14 protein-coding genes and 1 pseudogene are annotated in these 18,999 nt (G+C 44.3%); 11 read left to right on the top strand and 4 right to left on the bottom strand.

The window, feature by feature from the left end:
* Nucleotides 1-41: 41 nt before the first annotated feature.
* The 4 genes from AB4307_RS17680 to AB4307_RS17665 all read right to left on the bottom strand — a co-directional run bounded on the left by AB4307_RS17680 (nucleotide 42) and on the right by AB4307_RS17665 (nucleotide 6,560).
* The gene (locus AB4307_RS17680) at nucleotides 42-1,805 is read right to left on the bottom strand and encodes a PglL family O-oligosaccharyltransferase (RefSeq protein WP_372132815.1); all 1,764 of its coding nucleotides are present in this window, start codon (nucleotides 1,803-1,805) and stop codon (nucleotides 42-44) included.
* A 96-nt stretch (nucleotides 1,806-1,901) separates the two neighbouring features.
* A complete protein-coding gene (gene uvrA, locus AB4307_RS17675) occupies nucleotides 1,902-4,733 on the bottom strand; it encodes an excinuclease ABC subunit UvrA (RefSeq protein ID WP_017061339.1) in 2,832 nt (943 codons plus the stop codon).
* 149 nt (nucleotides 4,734-4,882) lie between these two features.
* Complete coding sequence (galU, locus tag AB4307_RS17670; protein WP_017061340.1) at nucleotides 4,883-5,755, bottom strand: UTP--glucose-1-phosphate uridylyltransferase GalU; 873 nt, start codon at nucleotides 5,753-5,755, stop codon at nucleotides 4,883-4,885.
* A 157-nt stretch (nucleotides 5,756-5,912) separates the two neighbouring features.
* Entirely contained in the window at nucleotides 5,913-6,560 is a 648-nt protein-coding gene (locus AB4307_RS17665; protein ID WP_029235092.1) for a LuxR C-terminal-related transcriptional regulator, read from the bottom strand.
* A gap of 278 nt (nucleotides 6,561-6,838) precedes the next feature.
* Between AB4307_RS17665 and AB4307_RS17660 the strand changes: the two genes are divergently transcribed.
* The 11 genes and pseudogenes from AB4307_RS17660 to AB4307_RS17610 form a co-directional block, all read left to right on the top strand.
* Nucleotides 6,839-7,390 (top strand): single-stranded DNA-binding protein, encoded by a 552-nt coding sequence (locus AB4307_RS17660; RefSeq protein WP_017062970.1) that lies wholly within the window; start codon nucleotides 6,839-6,841, stop codon nucleotides 7,388-7,390.
* Nucleotides 7,391-7,551: 161 nt separating this feature from the next.
* A complete protein-coding gene (gene csrD / locus AB4307_RS17655) occupies nucleotides 7,552-9,567 on the top strand; it encodes an RNase E specificity factor CsrD (RefSeq protein ID WP_372132812.1) in 2,016 nt (671 codons plus the stop codon).
* Nucleotides 9,568-9,569: 2 nt separating this feature from the next.
* The gene (locus tag AB4307_RS17650) at nucleotides 9,570-11,012 is read left to right on the top strand and encodes an MSHA biogenesis protein MshI (protein WP_017065934.1); all 1,443 of its coding nucleotides are present in this window, start codon (nucleotides 9,570-9,572) and stop codon (nucleotides 11,010-11,012) included.
* Nucleotides 11,012-11,659, top strand: a complete 648-nt coding sequence (locus AB4307_RS17645; RefSeq protein WP_017061345.1) for a type IV pilus inner membrane component PilO — start codon at nucleotides 11,012-11,014, stop codon at nucleotides 11,657-11,659. The genes AB4307_RS17650 and AB4307_RS17645 overlap by 1 nt, the downstream gene beginning before the upstream one ends.
* Nucleotides 11,652-11,984, top strand: a complete 333-nt coding sequence (locus AB4307_RS17640; protein WP_372132810.1) for an MSHA biogenesis protein MshK — start codon at nucleotides 11,652-11,654, stop codon at nucleotides 11,982-11,984. Before AB4307_RS17645 ends, AB4307_RS17640 begins: the two co-directional genes overlap by 8 nt.
* 15 nt (nucleotides 11,985-11,999) lie before the next feature.
* Entirely contained in the window at nucleotides 12,000-13,637 is a 1,638-nt protein-coding gene (mshL, locus tag AB4307_RS17635) for a pilus (MSHA type) biogenesis protein MshL (protein ID WP_017065932.1), read from the top strand.
* Between the two features lie 53 nt (nucleotides 13,638-13,690).
* A complete protein-coding gene (locus AB4307_RS17630; RefSeq protein WP_017061348.1) occupies nucleotides 13,691-14,530 on the top strand; it encodes an ExeA family protein in 840 nt (279 codons plus the stop codon).
* A 2-nt stretch (nucleotides 14,531-14,532) separates the two neighbouring features.
* Complete coding sequence (locus AB4307_RS17625; protein WP_372132807.1) at nucleotides 14,533-15,708, top strand: tetratricopeptide repeat protein; 1,176 nt, start codon at nucleotides 14,533-14,535, stop codon at nucleotides 15,706-15,708.
* Complete coding sequence (gene mshE / locus AB4307_RS17620) at nucleotides 15,698-17,422, top strand: MSHA fimbrial ATPase MshE (protein ID WP_017061350.1); 1,725 nt, start codon at nucleotides 15,698-15,700, stop codon at nucleotides 17,420-17,422. Before AB4307_RS17625 ends, mshE begins: the two co-directional genes overlap by 11 nt.
* 12 nt (nucleotides 17,423-17,434) lie before the next feature.
* Entirely contained in the window at nucleotides 17,435-18,658 is a 1,224-nt protein-coding gene (locus AB4307_RS17615) for a type II secretion system F family protein (protein ID WP_372132804.1), read from the top strand.
* A gap of 3 nt (nucleotides 18,659-18,661) precedes the next feature.
* Nucleotides 18,662-18,979, top strand: a pseudogene (locus AB4307_RS17610) (MSHA biogenesis protein MshF); the annotation flags it as partial.
* Nucleotides 18,980-18,999 lie beyond the last annotated feature (20 nt).

The following is an 18,999-nucleotide window of genomic DNA, read 5'->3' as shown; positions in this document are numbered from 1 at the left end:
TACTGCCTACTAAGTGAAGCTTGCGTTGCGAATTCTTAACATTATTCTGCAGACGAAACGTTATCTTCTGCTTGTGACACTTTCTTATACTGAACCTTTGAAAAGTCTCTGTTAGGGAATAAAAAGTTCGCTTCGCTACGAATTTGCTCTGCTTTACTTTCTTCTCCTAGGCCTTGATACGCCAGAATCAGATTGCTGTAGAAAGCCGGTCTTGGTTTGCTCTTAATGATCTCCAGTGACCAATCGATGTAAGGCTGTATAAGGCTCGGGTCGGCTTTGTAGAGGCCGATATTAAGGTAAGTGCTGTATATATCCCAATCGTAGCGATCTTTCCACACCACTGGGTTCGTTACCTGCTTAAGAATGTCCGGATTTTTCGGCTTAGACAGTTCAAACTTAGTCAGTACATAGTTGGTGTGCAGGGCGCTCAACATATAGAAACTCACCAAGATCGGAACCACCAAGCTAGACACTCTAAACAGGGTTTTACTAACGATACTAAACGGCTGTTGATAGTGACGAGAAGCTCGTTGATCGACCCAGTAAATCAAAATGATAAAGGTTATCCAGTGAATCGCTGAGTGGTAAAAAGGGTACTCGAGCTGAGAATGTAAGAGTATCGGTATAAATAGTGCGAGCAGGGCTAGACGTGTTCCCTTCGCTGAGTTTGCTATACGTGACATGACTAAGAACGCAGCAAGCAATATCCCGATGATTGGTACTATTCCGCCTTCAACCCCCCAAAACAGGAATTCATTGTGCGGGTGATCCATTGAAGGAAGGCCGGGATGATAATTTGGGTTGAGTTGATGCTGGCGAGCTGTGTATAGCGTGTATTCAGACTCAAATTTCCCGTAACCATAACCTGTAAATGGCTTTTCGATCATCATATCTAAAGCTTGCGGGAACGTATAAGCGCGCGGGCTTTCTAGGTTCGCTTTCTTGTTAGCGAGGCTATCAGTCGCACTTAGGCTGATCACCGAAAAAGCGACGACGACACCGACGAGCACTGATGCGCACCATCCGTAGAAGCGTTTCTTGGTCGAGAACTTGTATAGATAGGGCAGAATGCAGATAAACCCAATGACAGCGGCCAACCATCCGGTACGTGATGCAATGATGATCAGCAAGGGCACGGTTAAGGTTGGAGTTAAATACAGTAGGAATGATTCGCTGATCTTATGGTTATATTTAGCCGGCTGCCTTGCTAAAAGGTAAGCGGACAGCACAAAACCAGTAGCAAGAAAGCTTGCCATTACATTCGGTTGTTGAAATATCCCATATGGTCGGTTTGCAGCAGTGTTGTAGCCAAATAGGTTGCCAGGTTCTAATAAGAAATATTGCACATAGCCAAATAGTGCTTGTATAACAACAGCAAGTACAATGAACCACAACATACGTTGCTTGTGTTTATTGCTGAACTTAAATTGCTGCAGCACCACTAATAAGGCAAAGCCCGTCCACAATCCAAGCAAGCGTCCTGACGCTCCTTGAGGTGCAGCATTGCTGTATAAAATGGGTAGTGTGAGTATGATGCAGCTAATCAACAAGCCAATTGTTAATTTGGAATACTTGAGTACTCGATTGGTCGCGAGTTGGTAAAAGCCAATCGCTAGCGTGAAGCTTAGCGCTAGCCAAGTGGTAGGGTTAAAGGATAGAGCAAGGCCCGAACCACCAGGATTCGGCATAAAAAAATGCATAGCTAACAAGAATACAACAGCTAAAGAAGCCAGAAATGCTTTGTTGAGTGGTAGCTGAGTGACCTGATTTTCTAGCTGAGTACCGCTAGTGTGTATTGTTGCCATAAATCCCTAACCTTATAAAAACAGAGCTTGTTCCTTCTGAAACAAGCTCTGTTACTTTAACATTTTTCTGTCTGCCCGCAGGGCGCTATTTTACACCTACTTCAAATTTAACATAGGCTTAAGGAAGCGAGCAGTGTGTGAACCTTCGACTAACGCCACATCTTCAGGTGTACCCTCTGCAACAATCTCACCACCACCTTGCCCACCTTCTGGGCCAAGATCTAGGATCCAGTCTGCTGTTTTAACGACATCTAGGTTGTGCTCAATCACGACAACTGTATTACCGTGATCACGCAGTCTATGTAATACCGTCAGTAGCTGCTGGATATCGTGGAAATGAAGGCCTGTTGTTGGCTCATCGAGAATGTATAAGGTTTTTCCCGTGTCTCGTTTAGACAGTTCACGCGCTAATTTAACACGCTGAGCTTCACCACCAGATAAGGTTGTAGCTGCTTGCCCTAAGCGAATGTAAGAGAGGCCAACGTCCATTAAAGTTTGCAGTTTACGAGCGATAACAGGTACCGGGTTGAAGTATTCACGAGCATCTTCCACAGTCATCTCTAGAACTTCGTCAATGGTTTTACCTTTGTAGCGGACCTCTAGAGTCTCACGGTTATAGCGCTTACCTTTACACACATCACAAGGCACATACACATCGGGTAAGAAGTGCATCTCTACCTTGATTACGCCGTCTCCCTGACAAGCCTCACAACGACCACCACGAACGTTAAAGCTGAATCGACCTGGCTTGTAACCACGAGAACGTGATTCCTGAGTGCCCGCGAATAGTTCACGAATAGGGGTGAAAATCCCTGTGTAGGTCGCAGGGTTTGATCTTGGTGTACGACCGATAGGGCTTTGATCTATGTCGATTACCTTATCAAAATGTTCTAACCCTTTAATCTTTTTGTGCTTTGCTGGAACTGCAGTCGTGGCACCGTTTAATTGAGTGTGGGCGACTTTAAAGAAGGTATCGTTGATAAGCGTTGATTTACCCGAACCTGATACGCCCGTAATACAACTGAACAAGCCAACAGGAATTGTCGCGGTCACATTCTTTAGGTTGTTCCCCGTTGCGCCAACGATCTCGACGACCTTTTTCTTGTCGATAGGCGTTCTCTTTTCAGGCACTGCAATTTCTTTAGCACCGCTCAGGTATTGGCCTGTCAAAGAGTTCGGGTTTTCGATGATGTCTTGCATGGTACCTTCTGCCACCACGTGACCACCGTGCACCCCTGCTCCTGGACCGATATCGATAACATGGTCAGCACAACGAATTGCATCTTCGTCATGTTCCACAACAAGTACCGTATTACCTAAGTCTCTCAGGTGAATTAAGGTTTGCAATAGACGTTCATTATCGCGCTGGTGGAGACCAATTGATGGCTCATCAAGTACATACATAACGCCAACTAAACCGGCACCGATTTGGCTCGCCAAACGAATACGTTGCGCCTCACCACCAGACAGCGTTTCAGCACTGCGTGATAGGTTAAGGTAGTTCAAACCAACGTTGACTAAGAAATGCAGACGATCATTGATCTCTTTCATCACTTTATCTGCGATCTGCCCACGTTGACCGTCTAGCTTCAATTCTTGGAAAAATTGTAGTGCGTCAGCAATGCTAAGTTCAACGATTTCCGGAAGTGTTGTATCACCAATGAAAACATTACGAGCTTCTAATCTCAGGCGAGTGCCATCACAGCTAGAGCACGATTTGGTTGAGATGTATTTAGCAAGATCTTCACGCACTGCGCTCGATTCAGTATCACGGTAACGGCGCTCCAAGGTATTTAAAATGCCCTCAAATGGATGACGCTTAACCCGAATATCACCTCGGTCATTGATGTACTTGAATTCCACTTCAGTACGACCTGATCCTTTTAGAATGATCTCTTGAGTCTTTTTCGGTAGAGAATTAAATGGCGCATACAGATCAAAACCATAATGTTCTGACAGCGACGTTAGCATTTGGAAATAGTAGTAGTTCTTTTGATCCCAACCTTTTATCGCACCTTCAGCAATGCTTAGGTTCTCATCTAAAATCACTCGGCTTGGATCAAAATACTGTTGAACACCAAGACCATCACACGTACCACATGCTCCTGCCGGGTTATTAAATGAGAACAGGCGAGGCTCAAGCTCTTGCATGCTGTAACCACATTTAGGACAAGCGAAGTTAGCAGAGAATACGATCTCTTCTTGATCCGTTTCGTCCATCCAGCCGACGACAGCGATACCGCCAGAGAGCTCTAATGTGGTCTCGAATGACTCGGCTAAACGCTGTTGAAGATCAGGACGAACCTTGAATCTGTCTACCACAACTTCAATGGTGTGCTTCTTATGAAGTTCAAGTGCTGGTGGATCGGATAGATCACAGGTTTCACCATCAATTCGGGCTCGGATAAAGCCTTGCGCAGCTAAGTTTTCCAGTGTTTTAACATGCTCACCTTTGCGCTCTTTGACAATCGGTGCCATCAACATCATCTTTGAGCCTTCAGGCAGTTCTAAGACCTTATCGACCATTTGACTGATGGTTTGTGCTGCTAGAGGGATGTTGTGGTCTGGACAGCGAGGTTCGCCTACTCGCGCATACAATAATCTGAGGTAATCATAGACTTCGGTAATGGTACCGACGGTTGAGCGAGGGTTATGTGAAGTCGATTTTTGTTCTATTGAGATAGCTGGAGATAGACCTTCAATATGGTCGACATCAGGCTTTTCCATAAGAGATAGAAATTGACGAGCGTAAGCAGACAGAGATTCAACATAACGACGCTGACCTTCTGCGTAGAGTGTGTCAAACGCAAGTGACGACTTTCCTGAACCCGATAATCCGGTGATGACAGTCAGTTTGTCACGTGGAATGGTTAGGTTGACGTCTTTGAGGTTATGCGTACGAGCGCCTCTAATTTCTATTTTATCCATCTCAATAGACCATGTAATTTTAAGTGGCTAAAGTATTACATAGAGTGAGATTTGTGCAAAGTTTTACTGGATAAAAAAACAGTAAACAAAAAGGGCGACTCAAAGAGTCGCCCTTTCTAAAATCAGTAACGTTAGTGATTAACCAGTCGTTATGCTTCTTTCTTGGTCGAGTGTTTACCTAGCTCGATTTGCTGCTGGTCTTTCTTGTATAGGTTTTCGAAGCAGTAGTTTGTTGCTTCGATATAGCCTTCAACACTACCACAGTCAAAACGTTGGCCTTTAAATTTGTAAGCCAATACACAGCCTGCTTTTGCCTGTTTTAGCAATGCATCAGTGATCTGGATTTCGCCGCCTTTACCTGGTTCTGTCTGCTCGATTAATTCAAAGATATCTGGAGTCAGAATATAACGACCAATGATCGCTAGGTTGCTTGGTGCTGTACCTTGCTCTGGCTTCTCTACCATGTCATCAACTCGGAAAAGGTCATCTTTGATCATTTCGCCAGAGATAACACCGTACTTGTGAGTCTCTTCTTCTGGAACTTCTTGTACAGCAACAATAGAACAGCGGAACTGTTTGTATAGCGCAACCATCTGAGCTAGCACGCCTTGTTGCTCGTTCACACAAAGGTCATCAGCAAGTACTACTGCGAACGGTTCATCGCCTACAAGTTCGCGACCCGTTAAAATAGCATGGCCAAGGCCTTTCATCTCACGTTGACGAATGTAGGTGAAGTTTGCCGCTTCAATCGTTTCACGGATATTAACCAATAGGTCTTCTTTATTGGTGCCGCTAATCTGGTGCTCAAGCTCGTAGTTTTTATCAAAGTGATCCATGATCGAGTGCTTACCACGTCCAGTAACGATGCACATTCCATCCATACCAGCTTCGATAGCTTCCTCTACACCGTATTCAATTAGAGGTTTGTTTACTACAGGCATCATTTCTTTAGGCATTGACTTGGTTGCAGGTAAAAAACGTGTACCGTAGCCAGCTGCCGGGAAAAGGCACTTTTTGATCATGATAAGACCCTTTATCTATAATAATTATTGATTCAACCTGAGTGGTTGATATTTCTGAGGGCAACTCTAGCATAAGTTATGTCGAAAATTCAGCAACAATAGCCATGGTTTACTAGAGCTTCCCTCAAAATTATCGTCAGACTAAGAGGTGGGTCGATTATGCAAGCAGGTTCTGGTTTGCCCATGCTATCGCTTGAACTCTATTTTTTACCGCAAGCTTACGGAATATTTGATAGAGGTGAGATTTAACCGTGAACTCACTAATAAACAAGTCATCGGCGATTTGTGTGTTTGAAGACCCGGATTGAAGACAGCGAATCACCTGGATCTCACGAATGGTTAAATCAACATTGGTTGGTGTGGTGTTGGTATTGACCATATTGCGATAATAAAACAACAGTTGATTGGTTACCTTCCTTGGCAGCCAGTTATCGCCATCAATGACTTCTTGAAGACCACGAGCAATCTTGTCCTTTTGTTCAGTGTTGTAAAAGAGTCCTTTTAGTACCCCATAGGTAAGAAGCTCTGAGGTTGGAAGTTGCTGGGGGACATTGAATAAAATGATTTCGTGATTTTTCCACATAACAGTCAGGTTAGGACAAATAATCAGTAGTTGTGGTACCTCTCTGTAATCGACGAGCAAGATCCGGTTACTCCGCTTTCTATCAACTAGCATTAATTCGTCGGGTGTCATTTTGTAGAGAACAATAGATAAATGCTTTTCTATCTCTTTTACATGTAGATAGGTATCGTTTGGGTCGATGCACAGAAAGTGTAAAGTGCGAGCGTATCTTGATTTTCTCATTGAAACGTCCTGTTTGAGTGGGATTAGATTCCACGTTGTCATGCAGGCTTTAGCTTCTCTAGCGCCTTGATAGTGACTTGCGTTGAATATCAATTATCAAAGTAAATGAGTGGTTTGTAAGTGGAGAAAAAAGCAACATCGCTCTGAATATCATGATTTGTTACGTTTTTATTCTTTGTAGTGAGGAGAGAATAGGAATGCGATTTATCACTGTAGAAAAGCATGCTATTCTTGTGCGCTAAAATTTTCTGAGACTATGAATTTAGACGGAGCAAATCATGGCTAGCCGTGGAGTTAACAAAGTTATATTAGTGGGTAACCTAGGTAATGACCCTGAAATTCGTTACATGCCAAATGGCGGCGCAGTAGCGAACATTACCATTGCAACGTCAGAGTCATGGCGTGATAAAGCAACTGGCGAGCAGCGTGAAAAAACAGAATGGCACCGTGTTGCTCTGTTTGGCAAGCTTGCGGAAGTTGCTGGTGAGTACCTACGTAAAGGTTCTCAAGTTTACATTGAAGGTCAACTTCAAACTCGTAAATGGCAAGATCAAAGCGGTCAAGATCGCTACACAACTGAAGTGGTTGTTCAAGGCTTCAATGGTGTAATGCAAATGCTTGGCGGCCGTGCTCAAGGTGGTGCTCCTGCTCAAGGTGGCATGGGTAACAACCAACAGCAAGGTGGTTGGGGTCAGCCACAGCAGCCACAGCAACAACAATACAGTGCTCCCGCTCAACAGCAGCCAAAAGCACCTCAACAAGCTCCTCAGCAGGCTCAACCTCAATATAATGAGCCGCCAATGGATTTTGATGATGACATCCCATTTTAATCCCTGTTTTTAATATATTATAAAGACAGTATTAAATTGGAAAAAGCCGCGTTCATCGCGGCTTTTTGTTACCTACAATTCTTAACGCTTTATTTACAACGTCAATTTATAGTATAAGTAGCAATACGGTATAATGTGAGTTGAAAAGGATTTCGTTATTCATGAGATATACCCCGACACTAAAATTGAGCACTCGATTGGTCGCATTTGTCACCGTGATAGTGATCAGCGCGATGTTCATTCTTTTTATTGGTGGCACACTTTCCTTTAAGCGTATTGGACAGGAATATTTAGACCATTATTTGGTTGGCATTGTCGACGTTGTAGATAAAGAGATGGAAGACCCTGACGCCGCGTATTCAATGCAGCGTTGGATGCCTAAGATGTTGCAGGCGAGCAATATTGTTGAGATGAAACTCTCGAACAAGACCGGCATCGTTTATCGTTTCAAAGATACCTCCCCACAAATTGATCCCAATCGTCTTTATGAGAAAAGCTTCATTTTAGAGCGTAATGAAGGCTACCGAATCGAATTTAAAGCACTTCCTCCTTATATTGGCTACAACTACTCAATGGAAGCGATGTGGTCAATTACTTTGGCTGTCGCATTGGTTCTGTTCTGTCTTGCTCGCGGTGTTCGTTGGTTGAAAGAACAACTCATGGGTTCTGAAATCTTGGAAGAGCGAGGAAGAATGATCTTGGCCGGTCAGGTTGAAGCTCATGCAAAGGGAGATGAGCGAGAGTGGCCTTATACCGCAAGCGAAGCCTTAGATGTATTGATTGAAGAGCTACAAGATGCTCGTCAAGAACGAAGTCGCTTTGATACCTTTATTCGTACCCATACTTTCCTAGATAAACTCACGGGAACGGCAAACCGAGTTTTATTCGATAATAAGCTGGAATCGGCACTGCATGAAAGTGGTGCTCGAGGCGGTGTGTTACTGATACGTATCGACGAATGGGAGCAAGTTAGTGATGCTAACGATAAGCAAACCACAGACGGCTTTATTATTGAAGTCGGTGAAGTACTGTCGAATATCGTTCAACGCTATCCCGATGTCATTTTTTCTCGCTATTACGAAGCGGACTTTGCTGTATTTATCCCTCATCAGGGCGCAAAAGATATTGCGACCTTGGCTGCTCAGTGTTTAAGGCAGTTAGATAAGCTAACTCCGCCAGAGCCTTTAGAGTCGGATAACTGGTGTCATATTGGTGTGACCATGTATACCGAAGGTGAGCGTCATAGCCAGATCATGGATGAAACGGAAACGGCACTAAAGAGTGCTCAGTTAGAGCGTATTAATAACTGGAGCCGTTACCCGAAAGAGAATAAGAATGAGCTTGATAGAGGCAGTGTTCGTTGGAGAACATTACTTGATAAAGCGCTGCTTCCTGAAAATTTAGTAATCTTTGCTCAGCGGTGTTATCTTATGCCGGAACCTGGTCAAGTTAATGAATTGCATAGAGAAATATTTACTAGAATTCAGGATCCTGACAAAGGTTTATTGAAATCGTCTCGATTTATGCCTGCGGTAGAGCAAGTGGGTTATCAAGCTCAAATGGACCAATCGGTTCTAAAGGTTGTGTTGAAATCGTTGAAAGAATCAACTCAACCTATCAACTATTCAGTGAATCTGAATGTTACCCCGTTTGCTAATAAACAGCACTTTAAGTGGTTTAGGAGTGAGTTGTTACAGCTCTCTGCTCAACACCGCTCTCAGCTTGCGTTTGAATTTTCAGAAGGGCACTTGATTGCTCATCTTGATTATATGAGACCGGTGGCAAAGATGTTGCGAGGTTTAGGGTGTAAAGTTGTGGTTGGCCAAGCTGGGCGAACCATTGTTAGCACTCACTATATAAAGGATTTGAAGGTTAGTTATATTAAGCTTCATCGAAGCCTAATAAAGAAAATCGATCAAAGGCATGAGAACCAACTGTTTGTTCGAAGCTTAATTGGGGCGTGTGGTGATTCTCCAACTCAAGTTATTGCCGTTGGAGTCGAGACAAAACAAGAAAAGAATACCTTGATAGAGTTAGGCATTAACGGCTATCAAGGGAGATATTTCGACGAAGAACAACAAATTATCCCTTTGCCTAATCAAGCAGAAAAAGCCGCGAAAGCGGAATCTGTTGTCAAAGTTGGACGAAGAAATCGATGGCGTAAGAGTAGTAGTTAAGAATGAATTTTAAAGCGATTTTAGACAAAATAAAGCCAACGAATAATAAAGGTAGCTCGCAAGTTGTCTTGCTGGGCAATGACGCCATTTATATTTCATCGACAGAACAAGATCCTCAAGTAGCCAGCATTCCCGTGGTTAATGGGGACTGGGAGAGTGCGCTAAAAAAATCGCTTAGCAGTGAGGCGTTTACCAGTAATAGCGTCCAACTGATTGTCTGTGCTAACTACTACCAAACCTACCAAATTGATAAACCGGACATTCCAGAGAGTGAATGGTCGGTAGCACTGCCTTTTTTACTCAAAGATCTTGTTTCAGAAAGAGTCACGGAAATTACTGCGAGTGCGGTCGCGTTACCAACGTCGAACAAGCTGCAAGTATATGTCCTGCCTAAAAAGCTGTTGGACAAGCTTTTGAATATCACTAATTCGGCTCAGGTTGAATTAATAGGTGTTGCTCCTGAAGATGAAATCTGGGGTTACAGTGCAGGCGAACTGTCTAATTTCATTCTTTTACAACGTAGCGTCAATTCACACTTTAAATTGGGTGCGTTTGTCGAAAATACCGTTTGTTTTCAAAGAACCATCCGCAGTGTTGTGCCACCTTTAACGGGTGTTGCGTCAAGTGCTCTGCAGTTAGATGGCCTCGCTTTAGAGCTTCAACGCTCGATTGATTACCTTTCTTCTCAAATTAAAGGCACCCAGCTTCACCAGCTTAAAATCTGTTGTGACGAAGAAGATGAAGCAGAGTTACAAAGTGCCTTAAACAGTACATTGAGCTCGACAGTTTCACTGTTGGTTGAAGGTGAGCGTGATAATTCAGAGAGTTTGTTGCTTAAACTTGCAGCTGAAAAAGAGACGTTTAAGGTCAATCTTTACCCTGAACACCTTAAGCCTAAAAAAGAATATTTTACGCTGACCAATGTTGTTGCGAGCTGGGGAGTAGTTTGTGTTTTGATGCTTGGTGGTTACTTCGCAATGCAGTATCAAGTTTCTAATCTAGATAAAGAGCTAACAGCCCTGCAACAAGACTCGAATCAACTTAACAAGCAAGTTAACCAATTGAATAGTAAGTTAACTCAGCATAAACCGTCTCCAGAGAAAGTCGCGGCGGTTGCGCGTCTCAAACGTGAGACTGAGGCTAAAAAAGAGGCTTTGAAGGCTGTTGGACAATACGACGAATCCCAACAAGTCGGGTATTCTGGCGTCATGAATTCCTTAGCTAAATTAGGCCGAAATGACATTTCTCTTTCGCACATCTACATGACCCACGATACTTTAGATCTTAGTGGCTTGGCTCGTAACGCAAATGTCGTTCCGAACTGGATTGGTCAGTTTAAAAGTGAGCTTAATTTAGTCGGACGCACTTTTGAAAAACTAAAAATTGGCCGTAATGATCAGGATGTGGTGACGTTTGAGCTAAGTACTCGTCGGGAGAGTAAATAATGCAGCAGTGGAACCAGCTGAGCGATAAGTTTCTTGCATTAAGTCAAAGAGAAAAATGGCTACTTTTTGTGTGTGGTTTTGTTGGCCTATCGATGTTGTTGTTCACCTTATTGGTTGAGCCTGCGTATCTCGATCTACAAGCTAAAAATGCCAAGGCGAGCAGCCTGACTCAATCGAATCAAAGGCAGCAAGGTGAGTTACTTGTTCTGCAAGCTCAGTTAAACAAAGACCCAGACAAAGAAATTAATCGAGAGTACAAAAAGCTGCTGGTGGAGAGCCAAGATCTCTCTCTTCAGCTTTCTCAGATTGTTGATGGATTAATCACACCTTCTCAAATGTCGCAGTTACTGGAGAGCGTTCTTAACGCCGGTAATGGACTAAAGCTTGAATCGCTAGAGTCATTAAAACCAGAAGCGATTTCGAACAATAAAGAGACCAGCGAATATTCAGGCTACTTTCTTCACCCTGTAAGAATGGAGCTAACCGGCAGTTACTTTGATATCTCAGCTTACCTTCAAGCACTTGAGTCTCTACCTGTGAGTTACTACTGGCGCACATTTGAATACTCAGTAGAAGAATATCCTAAAGCTCGACTGGTGTTCGAGGTTTACACATTAGGTACTAGACAGGAGTTTATCGGTGGTTAGAACTCTTTTGTTGTCCTTGCTATTTAGTAGCTCTTTTGTGTGGGCTGAGCAAGATCCCACGGCGCCATTAGGCTGGCTTTCACCTCAACAGAAAACGGCGCCTGCTAAGAAAGCACCAACTCGTTATCGCTTGCCTTCTTTAGAAAGCATCGTGTGTAAGGGAAATACGCCTTGCTATGCGATTATGAATGGTCAGATTCTCGGACAAGGGGAAACGATCAGAGGGTACCGAGTTAAGAACATAGATCCAGAATACGTCACTCTGCAGAGAAGCTCTAAGCAGTGGAAATTAGAGATGTTCTCTTTAGATGTTAAGAATAATTAAGGTTAGAGTGAAGACATGCGTAAACTTGTAGTAGCAATCCTAGTGTCATCTTTAGTCGGCTGTTCGATGGGGCATAGAGATCCTGTTGAGATTAAAGAGTCTTTAAACGAATCAATTAATGAAGCCAATAGCAGAGCGCTTCATGAGCTGCCTTCGTCGGTTCAAGATGACCTTATGCCTCAGCTTAATTCTGACTCGATGTCTCCGGGGATGGAAACGGTTAAGCGTTTTCGTATTCAGGCAAAAGGCGTTGAAGCGAGAACTTTTTTTGCCAGCTTAGTGAAAGGTACGGAATATAGTGCGGCTATTCACCCAAGTGTGTCTGGAAACCTTACGCTTAATCTAACGGACGTGACGTTAGATGAGGTACTGGCTGTTGCTCAAGATATGTATGGCTACGATATTGAAAAGCGTGGCAAAGTGATTCAAGTTTATCCTGCCGGTCTTCGCACCGTAACGATCCCTGTCGATTACTTACAAGTTAAGCGTTCTGGTCGCTCACTAACGACGATCACCACCGGCACGATCTCTAACTCAGATTCGAATTCATCGAGCTCTTCAAACTCGAACTCAAACTCGTCAAATTCATCTAACTCTTCTAATTCATCAAACTCGACATCGAATGGTGGTACAGAGATTGAAACGACCTCTGAAAGTGATTTTTGGCCACAGCTTGAAGCGGCGGTTGCTCACTTAATTGGCTCGGGAGATGGGCAAAGCGTTGTCGTGACCCCGCAAGCGAGTGTGATTACAGTGCGTGCTTACCCTGACGAAATTCGTGAGGTTCGAGAGTTCTTAGGTATTTCTCAAAAACGCCTGCAGCGTCAAGTTATCCTAGAAGCCAAAATCATGGAAGTAACCTTGAGTGATGGTTACCAACAAGGTATTAGCTGGTCTAATTTATCTAAGTCGATTGGCAGCGGCGGTGTGGTAATTGATCGACCTGGTGGAACTTTGCCTCCATTAGATGCGATCAGCTCTTTGTTAGGCGGGCAAACCAACGTAACGATCTCAGATGGCAGTTTTGAAGCGGTATTGAGCTTTATGGATACTCAAGGTGACCTGAACGTTCTATCAAGCCCACGAGTCACAGCTGCAAACAACCAGAAAGCGGTTATCAAAGTGGGTACTGACGAATACTACGTGACGGATTTATCTAGCGCGGTAGGCAGTGGTGACAACGCGAACGTCGCACCTGAGGTTGAGTTAACTCCGTTCTTTTCGGGTATCTCCTTAGATGTGACCCCTCAGATAGATGATAAAGGTAGCGTATTCTTACATGTTCACCCAGCCGTTATTGAGGTCGAGGAAGAAGTGAAAGAGCTCAACCTTGGTTCTACAACGGGTGTGGTGCAGCTTCCTTTGGCGAAAAGCTCTATTCGTGAGTCTGACTCAGTGATTCGAGCTCGAGATGGCGATGTGGTTGTTATTGGTGGTTTGATGAAATCCAACACCAGTGATGTGACCTCTAAAGTTCCATTCCTCGGTGATATTCCAGCCTTAGGTCATTTGTTCCGTAATACCAATCAGTTAACGCAAAAAACTGAGCTCGTGATCTTACTTAAGCCAACGATCGTGGGTGTGAATACTTGGCAAAATGAGTTGGAGCGTTCACGTGATCTTCTTCAGCAGTGGTTCCCTGATGAAGAGTAATTGCTTACTTTCTCAATATAGAGTGGCAGTGTCTCACTAAGCTAGGTCGTCGTATGTATCAAGCTCACTTTGGTTTTGAACAACTGCCATTTACCTTAACGCCGAATACCGATTTCTTCTATGGTTTAGCGCCTCATTTCGAAGCGATTCAGACGGTAATCTCGGCGTTGGAAATGGGCGAGGGCGTGATTAAGGTGACCGGAGAGGTAGGCACTGGAAAAACCATGGTTTGCCGGATGTTGGTCAATCACCTACATGACTGTACAGCTCTGATCTACTTACCAAACCCTGTGTTATCAGGAGCAGACTTGCGCCAGGCGGTTGCAACAGAGCTTGGTTTAGCTGTCGATAATGAAGCAACCTTGGTTGATAACATTCAGCATAAGCTCATTGAATTGCACAATTCTGGTTTAAGAGTGGTGGCTATTCTTGATGAAGCTCAGGCTCTATCGGATGAAGCGCTCGAAACATTAAGGTTGTTTGGTAACCTTGAAACGGAAGATAAAAAACTGCTGCAGATTGTTCTATTAGGTCAGCCAGAATTGGATGCTCGATTAGAGGCTTATCACCTAAGGCAGTTTCGCCAAAGAATCACATTTAGTTCGACACTGAGACCGCTGAATCTCGATGAAACGGTGGCTTATATTGATAATCGAATCGCTAAATCTGGTGGCAGTCCTGAGTTATTCAGCTTGAATCAAAAAAAGGCGATCTGTCGTTCGTCGTTAGGTATCCCTAGATTGATAAACCAACTTTGCCATAAGGCTCTATTGCTTTCGTTCAGTGAAGATAAGAAAAGTATCGACAACCAACATCTTTTTTCAGCTATGCATGAAACGTACGATGTGTGTAAGCCTAAATTTAAAACGCCAATACTGTGGGGTTGGAATTAATTATGAGCGTCATTAACAACGCCTTGTCTGAATTGGCAAAGAAAAAGTCAGCGACTTCGATTGAAGCGGCAGTCGTACCTAAAGTAAAAACGCGTTCCCCCCTAGTTTGGGTTGTTGCAGGTTTTACTTTGAGCTTAGCGATGGGCGGTTGGGCGATATCGCAAGGCCCTGTGATTGATCAGTCTATTGTTGAGCAGTCAATCTCAACTCGATATTTACAGGTTCAAGTCTCTGTCGTTGATGATTCAAATGGCATTCAGGAAGTTGCTCAACCTATCTCATCGCCAACTAAGAAATTGGTGACACTAGACTCTGCGATCCTTTCAACAGAAAACACTGCGATGGCAAAAAGCGCTCAATCTAAGCCTAGTGTTTCCGAATCAGTTGTTATGTCTGCCCCAAAAGCGACAAAACAACAAACACCGGCTAAAGCTCTAAGCGTGCCTGAAACGACTAAGACTGAAATTCCCCAACCGATTTACGTTGCTAGTGTGGCAAAAAAAGCCCCTGCGTCTATCTCTAATGAGCCTGTAGCCTCTGGTGATTCAGAAAATAGCGGAATGTTGATCGAACAGGTTGAGTTAACTCCGGAACAGCTATCTGTGAATGCACAAGGTCGAGCTCAGAAAGCGCTTGATGCGAACGATCTTACTGGTGCGTTGAAGGGCTACACTGAAGCTCTACGCTACACGCCACGAAATGAAGATGTCCGTCAGAAACTTGCGATTCTCTATTTTGGTAAAGGCGATACTCGCAAAGCCTATGAGCTTTATCAGTCTGGTATCAAGCTCAACATCAACAGTGAAAAACTGCGTTTAGGGTTATCAAAACTGCTGGTAAAAGCGAATCAATCAGAAGCGGCTTTAAGTCCGTTAATACATTTACCACCGAACCCTACCCAAAATTATTTGGCGATGCGTGCGGCCTTGAGTCAAAAGAGTCAGCAAGAAGAAGTGGCATTGGAAAGTTACCAAAAGTTGGTTGAGGTCGATTCAGATAACGCTCGCTGGTGGTTGGGCTTAGCGATTCAGCAAGAACGCCAGTTAGACTTCGCTGCAGCAAAAGAATCATATCAAGGTGCGTTAACCAGAGTCGGTATCTCATCTCAATCACAAAGCTTTGTGCGTGACCGGTTAAAAATACTCAATGCTTTAGAGGAGAGCGGCGATGCAAATTAGATTAAGAAAAAGACTTGGTGATTTGCTTGTCGAAGAAGGCATTATCACTGAGGCTCAAGTTGAACAAGCACTGGCCGCTCAGAAAAGTACTGGGCGTAAGCTGGGTGATGCGCTAATTGAGCTTGGCTTCTTGTCAGAACAGCAAATGCTGAGCTTTTTGTCGCAGCAGTTAGCGATTCCTCTTATTGATTTAAGCCGAGCCGTTGTCGATGTTGAAGCAGTACAGCTTTTACCCGAAGTACATGCTCGTCGCCTTCGTGCATTGGTTATTGGACGCCAAGGTGACACTTTGCGTGTTGCAATGAGTGACCCTGCGGATCTGTTTGCCCAAGAGTCTTTGCTTGGTCAGCTCGGCGATTACGCGCTTGAATTCGTTGTTGCTCAAGAAAGGCAATTGGTTGATGGCTTCGATCGCTATTATCGAAGAACCAAAGAGATTGCCTCGTTTGCTGAGCAACTTCACGCTGAACACCAAGTTAATGATGCTTTTGATTTCGATATCGCTGAAGAAGACAGTGATGAAGTTACCGTCGTTAAGCTGATCAACTCGCTATTTGAAGATGCTATTCAGGTTGGCGCTTCGGATATTCATATCGAGCCAGATTCAAACGTATTGCGTCTTCGTCAGCGTATTGATGGTGTGCTGCATGAAACATTGCTGAATGAGGTGAATATTGCTTCGGCACTTGTACTGCGCTTGAAGCTGATGGCAAACCTCGATATCTCAGAGAAACGTCTTCCTCAAGATGGTCGCTTTAATATCCGAGCTAAAGGTCAGTCGGTTGATATTCGTATGTCGACCATGCCAGTACAGCACGGTGAATCAGTGGTTATGCGTCTTCTTAACCAGTCAGCAGGCCTACGTAAACTAGAAGAGTCGGGCATACCGAGTGATCTGTTGGTTCGTCTGCGTCAACAATTGCGCCGTCCACATGGCATGATTTTGGTTACCGGCCCAACCGGCTCAGGTAAAACAACAACCTTATACGGCGCGTTAAGTGAATTAAACGAACCGGGTAAAAAGATCATTACTGCGGAAGACCCGGTGGAATACCGCCTACCTCGTGTGAATCAAGTTCAGGTAAACCCTAAGATCAATCTCGATTTCTCTACTATCTTGAGAACCTTTCTACGTCAGGATCCCGATATTATTCTTATCGGTGAGATGCGTGACCACGAAACCGTTGAGATAGGCTTGAGAGCTGCACTGACCGGCCACTTAGTATTAAGTACGTTACATACCAATGATGCGGTAGACAGCGCGTTGCGTATGATGGATATGGGTGCTCCGGGTTACTTGGTCGCGAGCGCTGTTCGAGCAGTAGTCGCACAGCGATTAGTTCGTAAAGTGTGTACAGATTGTAAGGTTGAGGATGAGTTAGATGAACCTCGCAAGCAATGGCTGAGCGTCCGTTTCCCTAACCAAGTAGGTGTGCCGTTTATGAAAGGCCGTGGTTGCCAGAACTGTAACTTAACCGGTTACCGCGGGCGAATTGGTGTATTTGAAATGTTGGAGCTAGAGCAAAACATGATGGATGCGCTGAGAGCTAATGATGCGGTAGGTTTTGCTCAAAAGGCGAGACAGTCTGAAAACTATAAACCGTTATTGGCTTCTGCGATGGAATTGGCTCTGCAAGGTGTCGTGAGTCTTGATGAGATAATGCATCTTGGCGAAGGTGATGCGTCCGGTGCCACTGACCCAATTTATCTGTAGGGGTAGAATGATATGCCAACGTATCGTTATGTAGGTCGCAGCTCTGATGGTAGTCAAGTAAGTGGGCAATTAGACGCGAATAACGAAGATCTTGCTGCTGAAAGCTTGATGAGTAAAGGGATCATTCCAACCTCTATCAAACTGGGCAAAAGTGGTGGTTCAGTCTTAGATATGGATGTATCGAGTCTGTTCTTTCCGAGTGTACCGTTAGAGGTGTTGGTTCTGTTTTGTCGACAGTTATACAGCCTAACCAAAGCGGGTGTACCACTATTAAGATCGATGAAAGGCCTCACTCAAAACTGCGAAAATAAGCAGCTGAAAGCCGCCTTGGAAGAGGTGGTTGCTGAGCTAACCAATGGTCGCGGCTTAGCGGCGTCAATGCAGATGCACCCAAAGGTATTCAGTCCGTTGTTTGTCTCGATGATTGGCGTTGGTGAAAACACAGGCCGTCTAGATCAGGCTTTACTGCAATTAGCTGGATATTACGAACAAGAAGTTGAGACTCGCAAACGAATTAAGACTGCGATGCGTTACCCAACATTCGTGATCAGTTTTATCTTGATTGCAATGTTCATTCTTAACATCAAGGTTATTCCACAGTTCTCAAGCATGTTTGCGCGCTTTGGTGTCGACTTGCCGCTGCCTACTCGTATCTTGATTGGTATGTCTGAGTTTTTTGTGAATTACTGGGGCTTAATGCTTGGAGTGATCTTTGGTTTTATCTTCGCTTTTAAAGCTTGGGTGAAGACAGACAAAGGCTTGGAAAAGTGGGATCGATTACGCTTAAAAATGCCGGTCATTGGCGGGGTAGTGAATCGAGCACTGTTGTCACGCTTCTCGCGTACTTTTGCTTTGATGCTTAAAGCGGGTGTTCCACTGAACCAGTCGCTAGCGCTTTCGGCGGAAGCTTTAGATAACCGTTTTCTAGAGTTGCGAGTTCAAGCCATGAAATCGGCCATTGAAGCCGGTAGTACGGTTTCGTCGACCGCGATTAACAGCGAAATTTTCACACCGCTCGTGATACAAATGATCTCCGTCGGTGAAGAGACGGGTCGTATTGATGAGCTATTACTTGAAGTGGCTGATTTTTATGACCGCGAAGTCGATTACGATCTGAAAACCTTAACCGCCAGAATTGAACCCATTTTGTTAACCATCGTTGCAGGCATGGTGCTGATTTTGGCGCTAGGTATCTTCTTGCCGATGTGGGGAATGTTGGATGCGATCAAAGGCTAGGGAATGCTAAATAACCTACAAAGCTCACGTTTTGTTATTTGGACAGTGGTTATTCTTTTTCTTATTGTCGGTGTGCTTTCGGCATTCAAAACGGTAGAAGAAGAAGCGACTAACACGGCATTTATCGTCGCGAGCAAGCGGATTTTAGAGCAAGCCAATTTGTTCAAACAGCAGTATTTGTTATCGGGTGCTGGGCAAGAAGAAGGCTCGGAACCCCCAAAGATCTACAGCAGAACTGGATGGATAATGCCTATCCAAGGTACGGAGAGAGACTGTAACTATTGGCTGGATCAATTATATCCTCAAGGGAGCATTTTAGGGGGCTTTGTTGCGTAATTCAA

The organism is Vibrio sp. 10N.261.52.C2, assembly GCF_041471425.1.
Lineage (GTDB): Bacteria > Pseudomonadota > Gammaproteobacteria > Enterobacterales > Vibrionaceae > Vibrio > Vibrio crassostreae_C.
The sequence above is the reverse complement of the archived record's forward strand: the minus strand, read 5'-3'. Positions and strand labels throughout refer to the sequence as shown.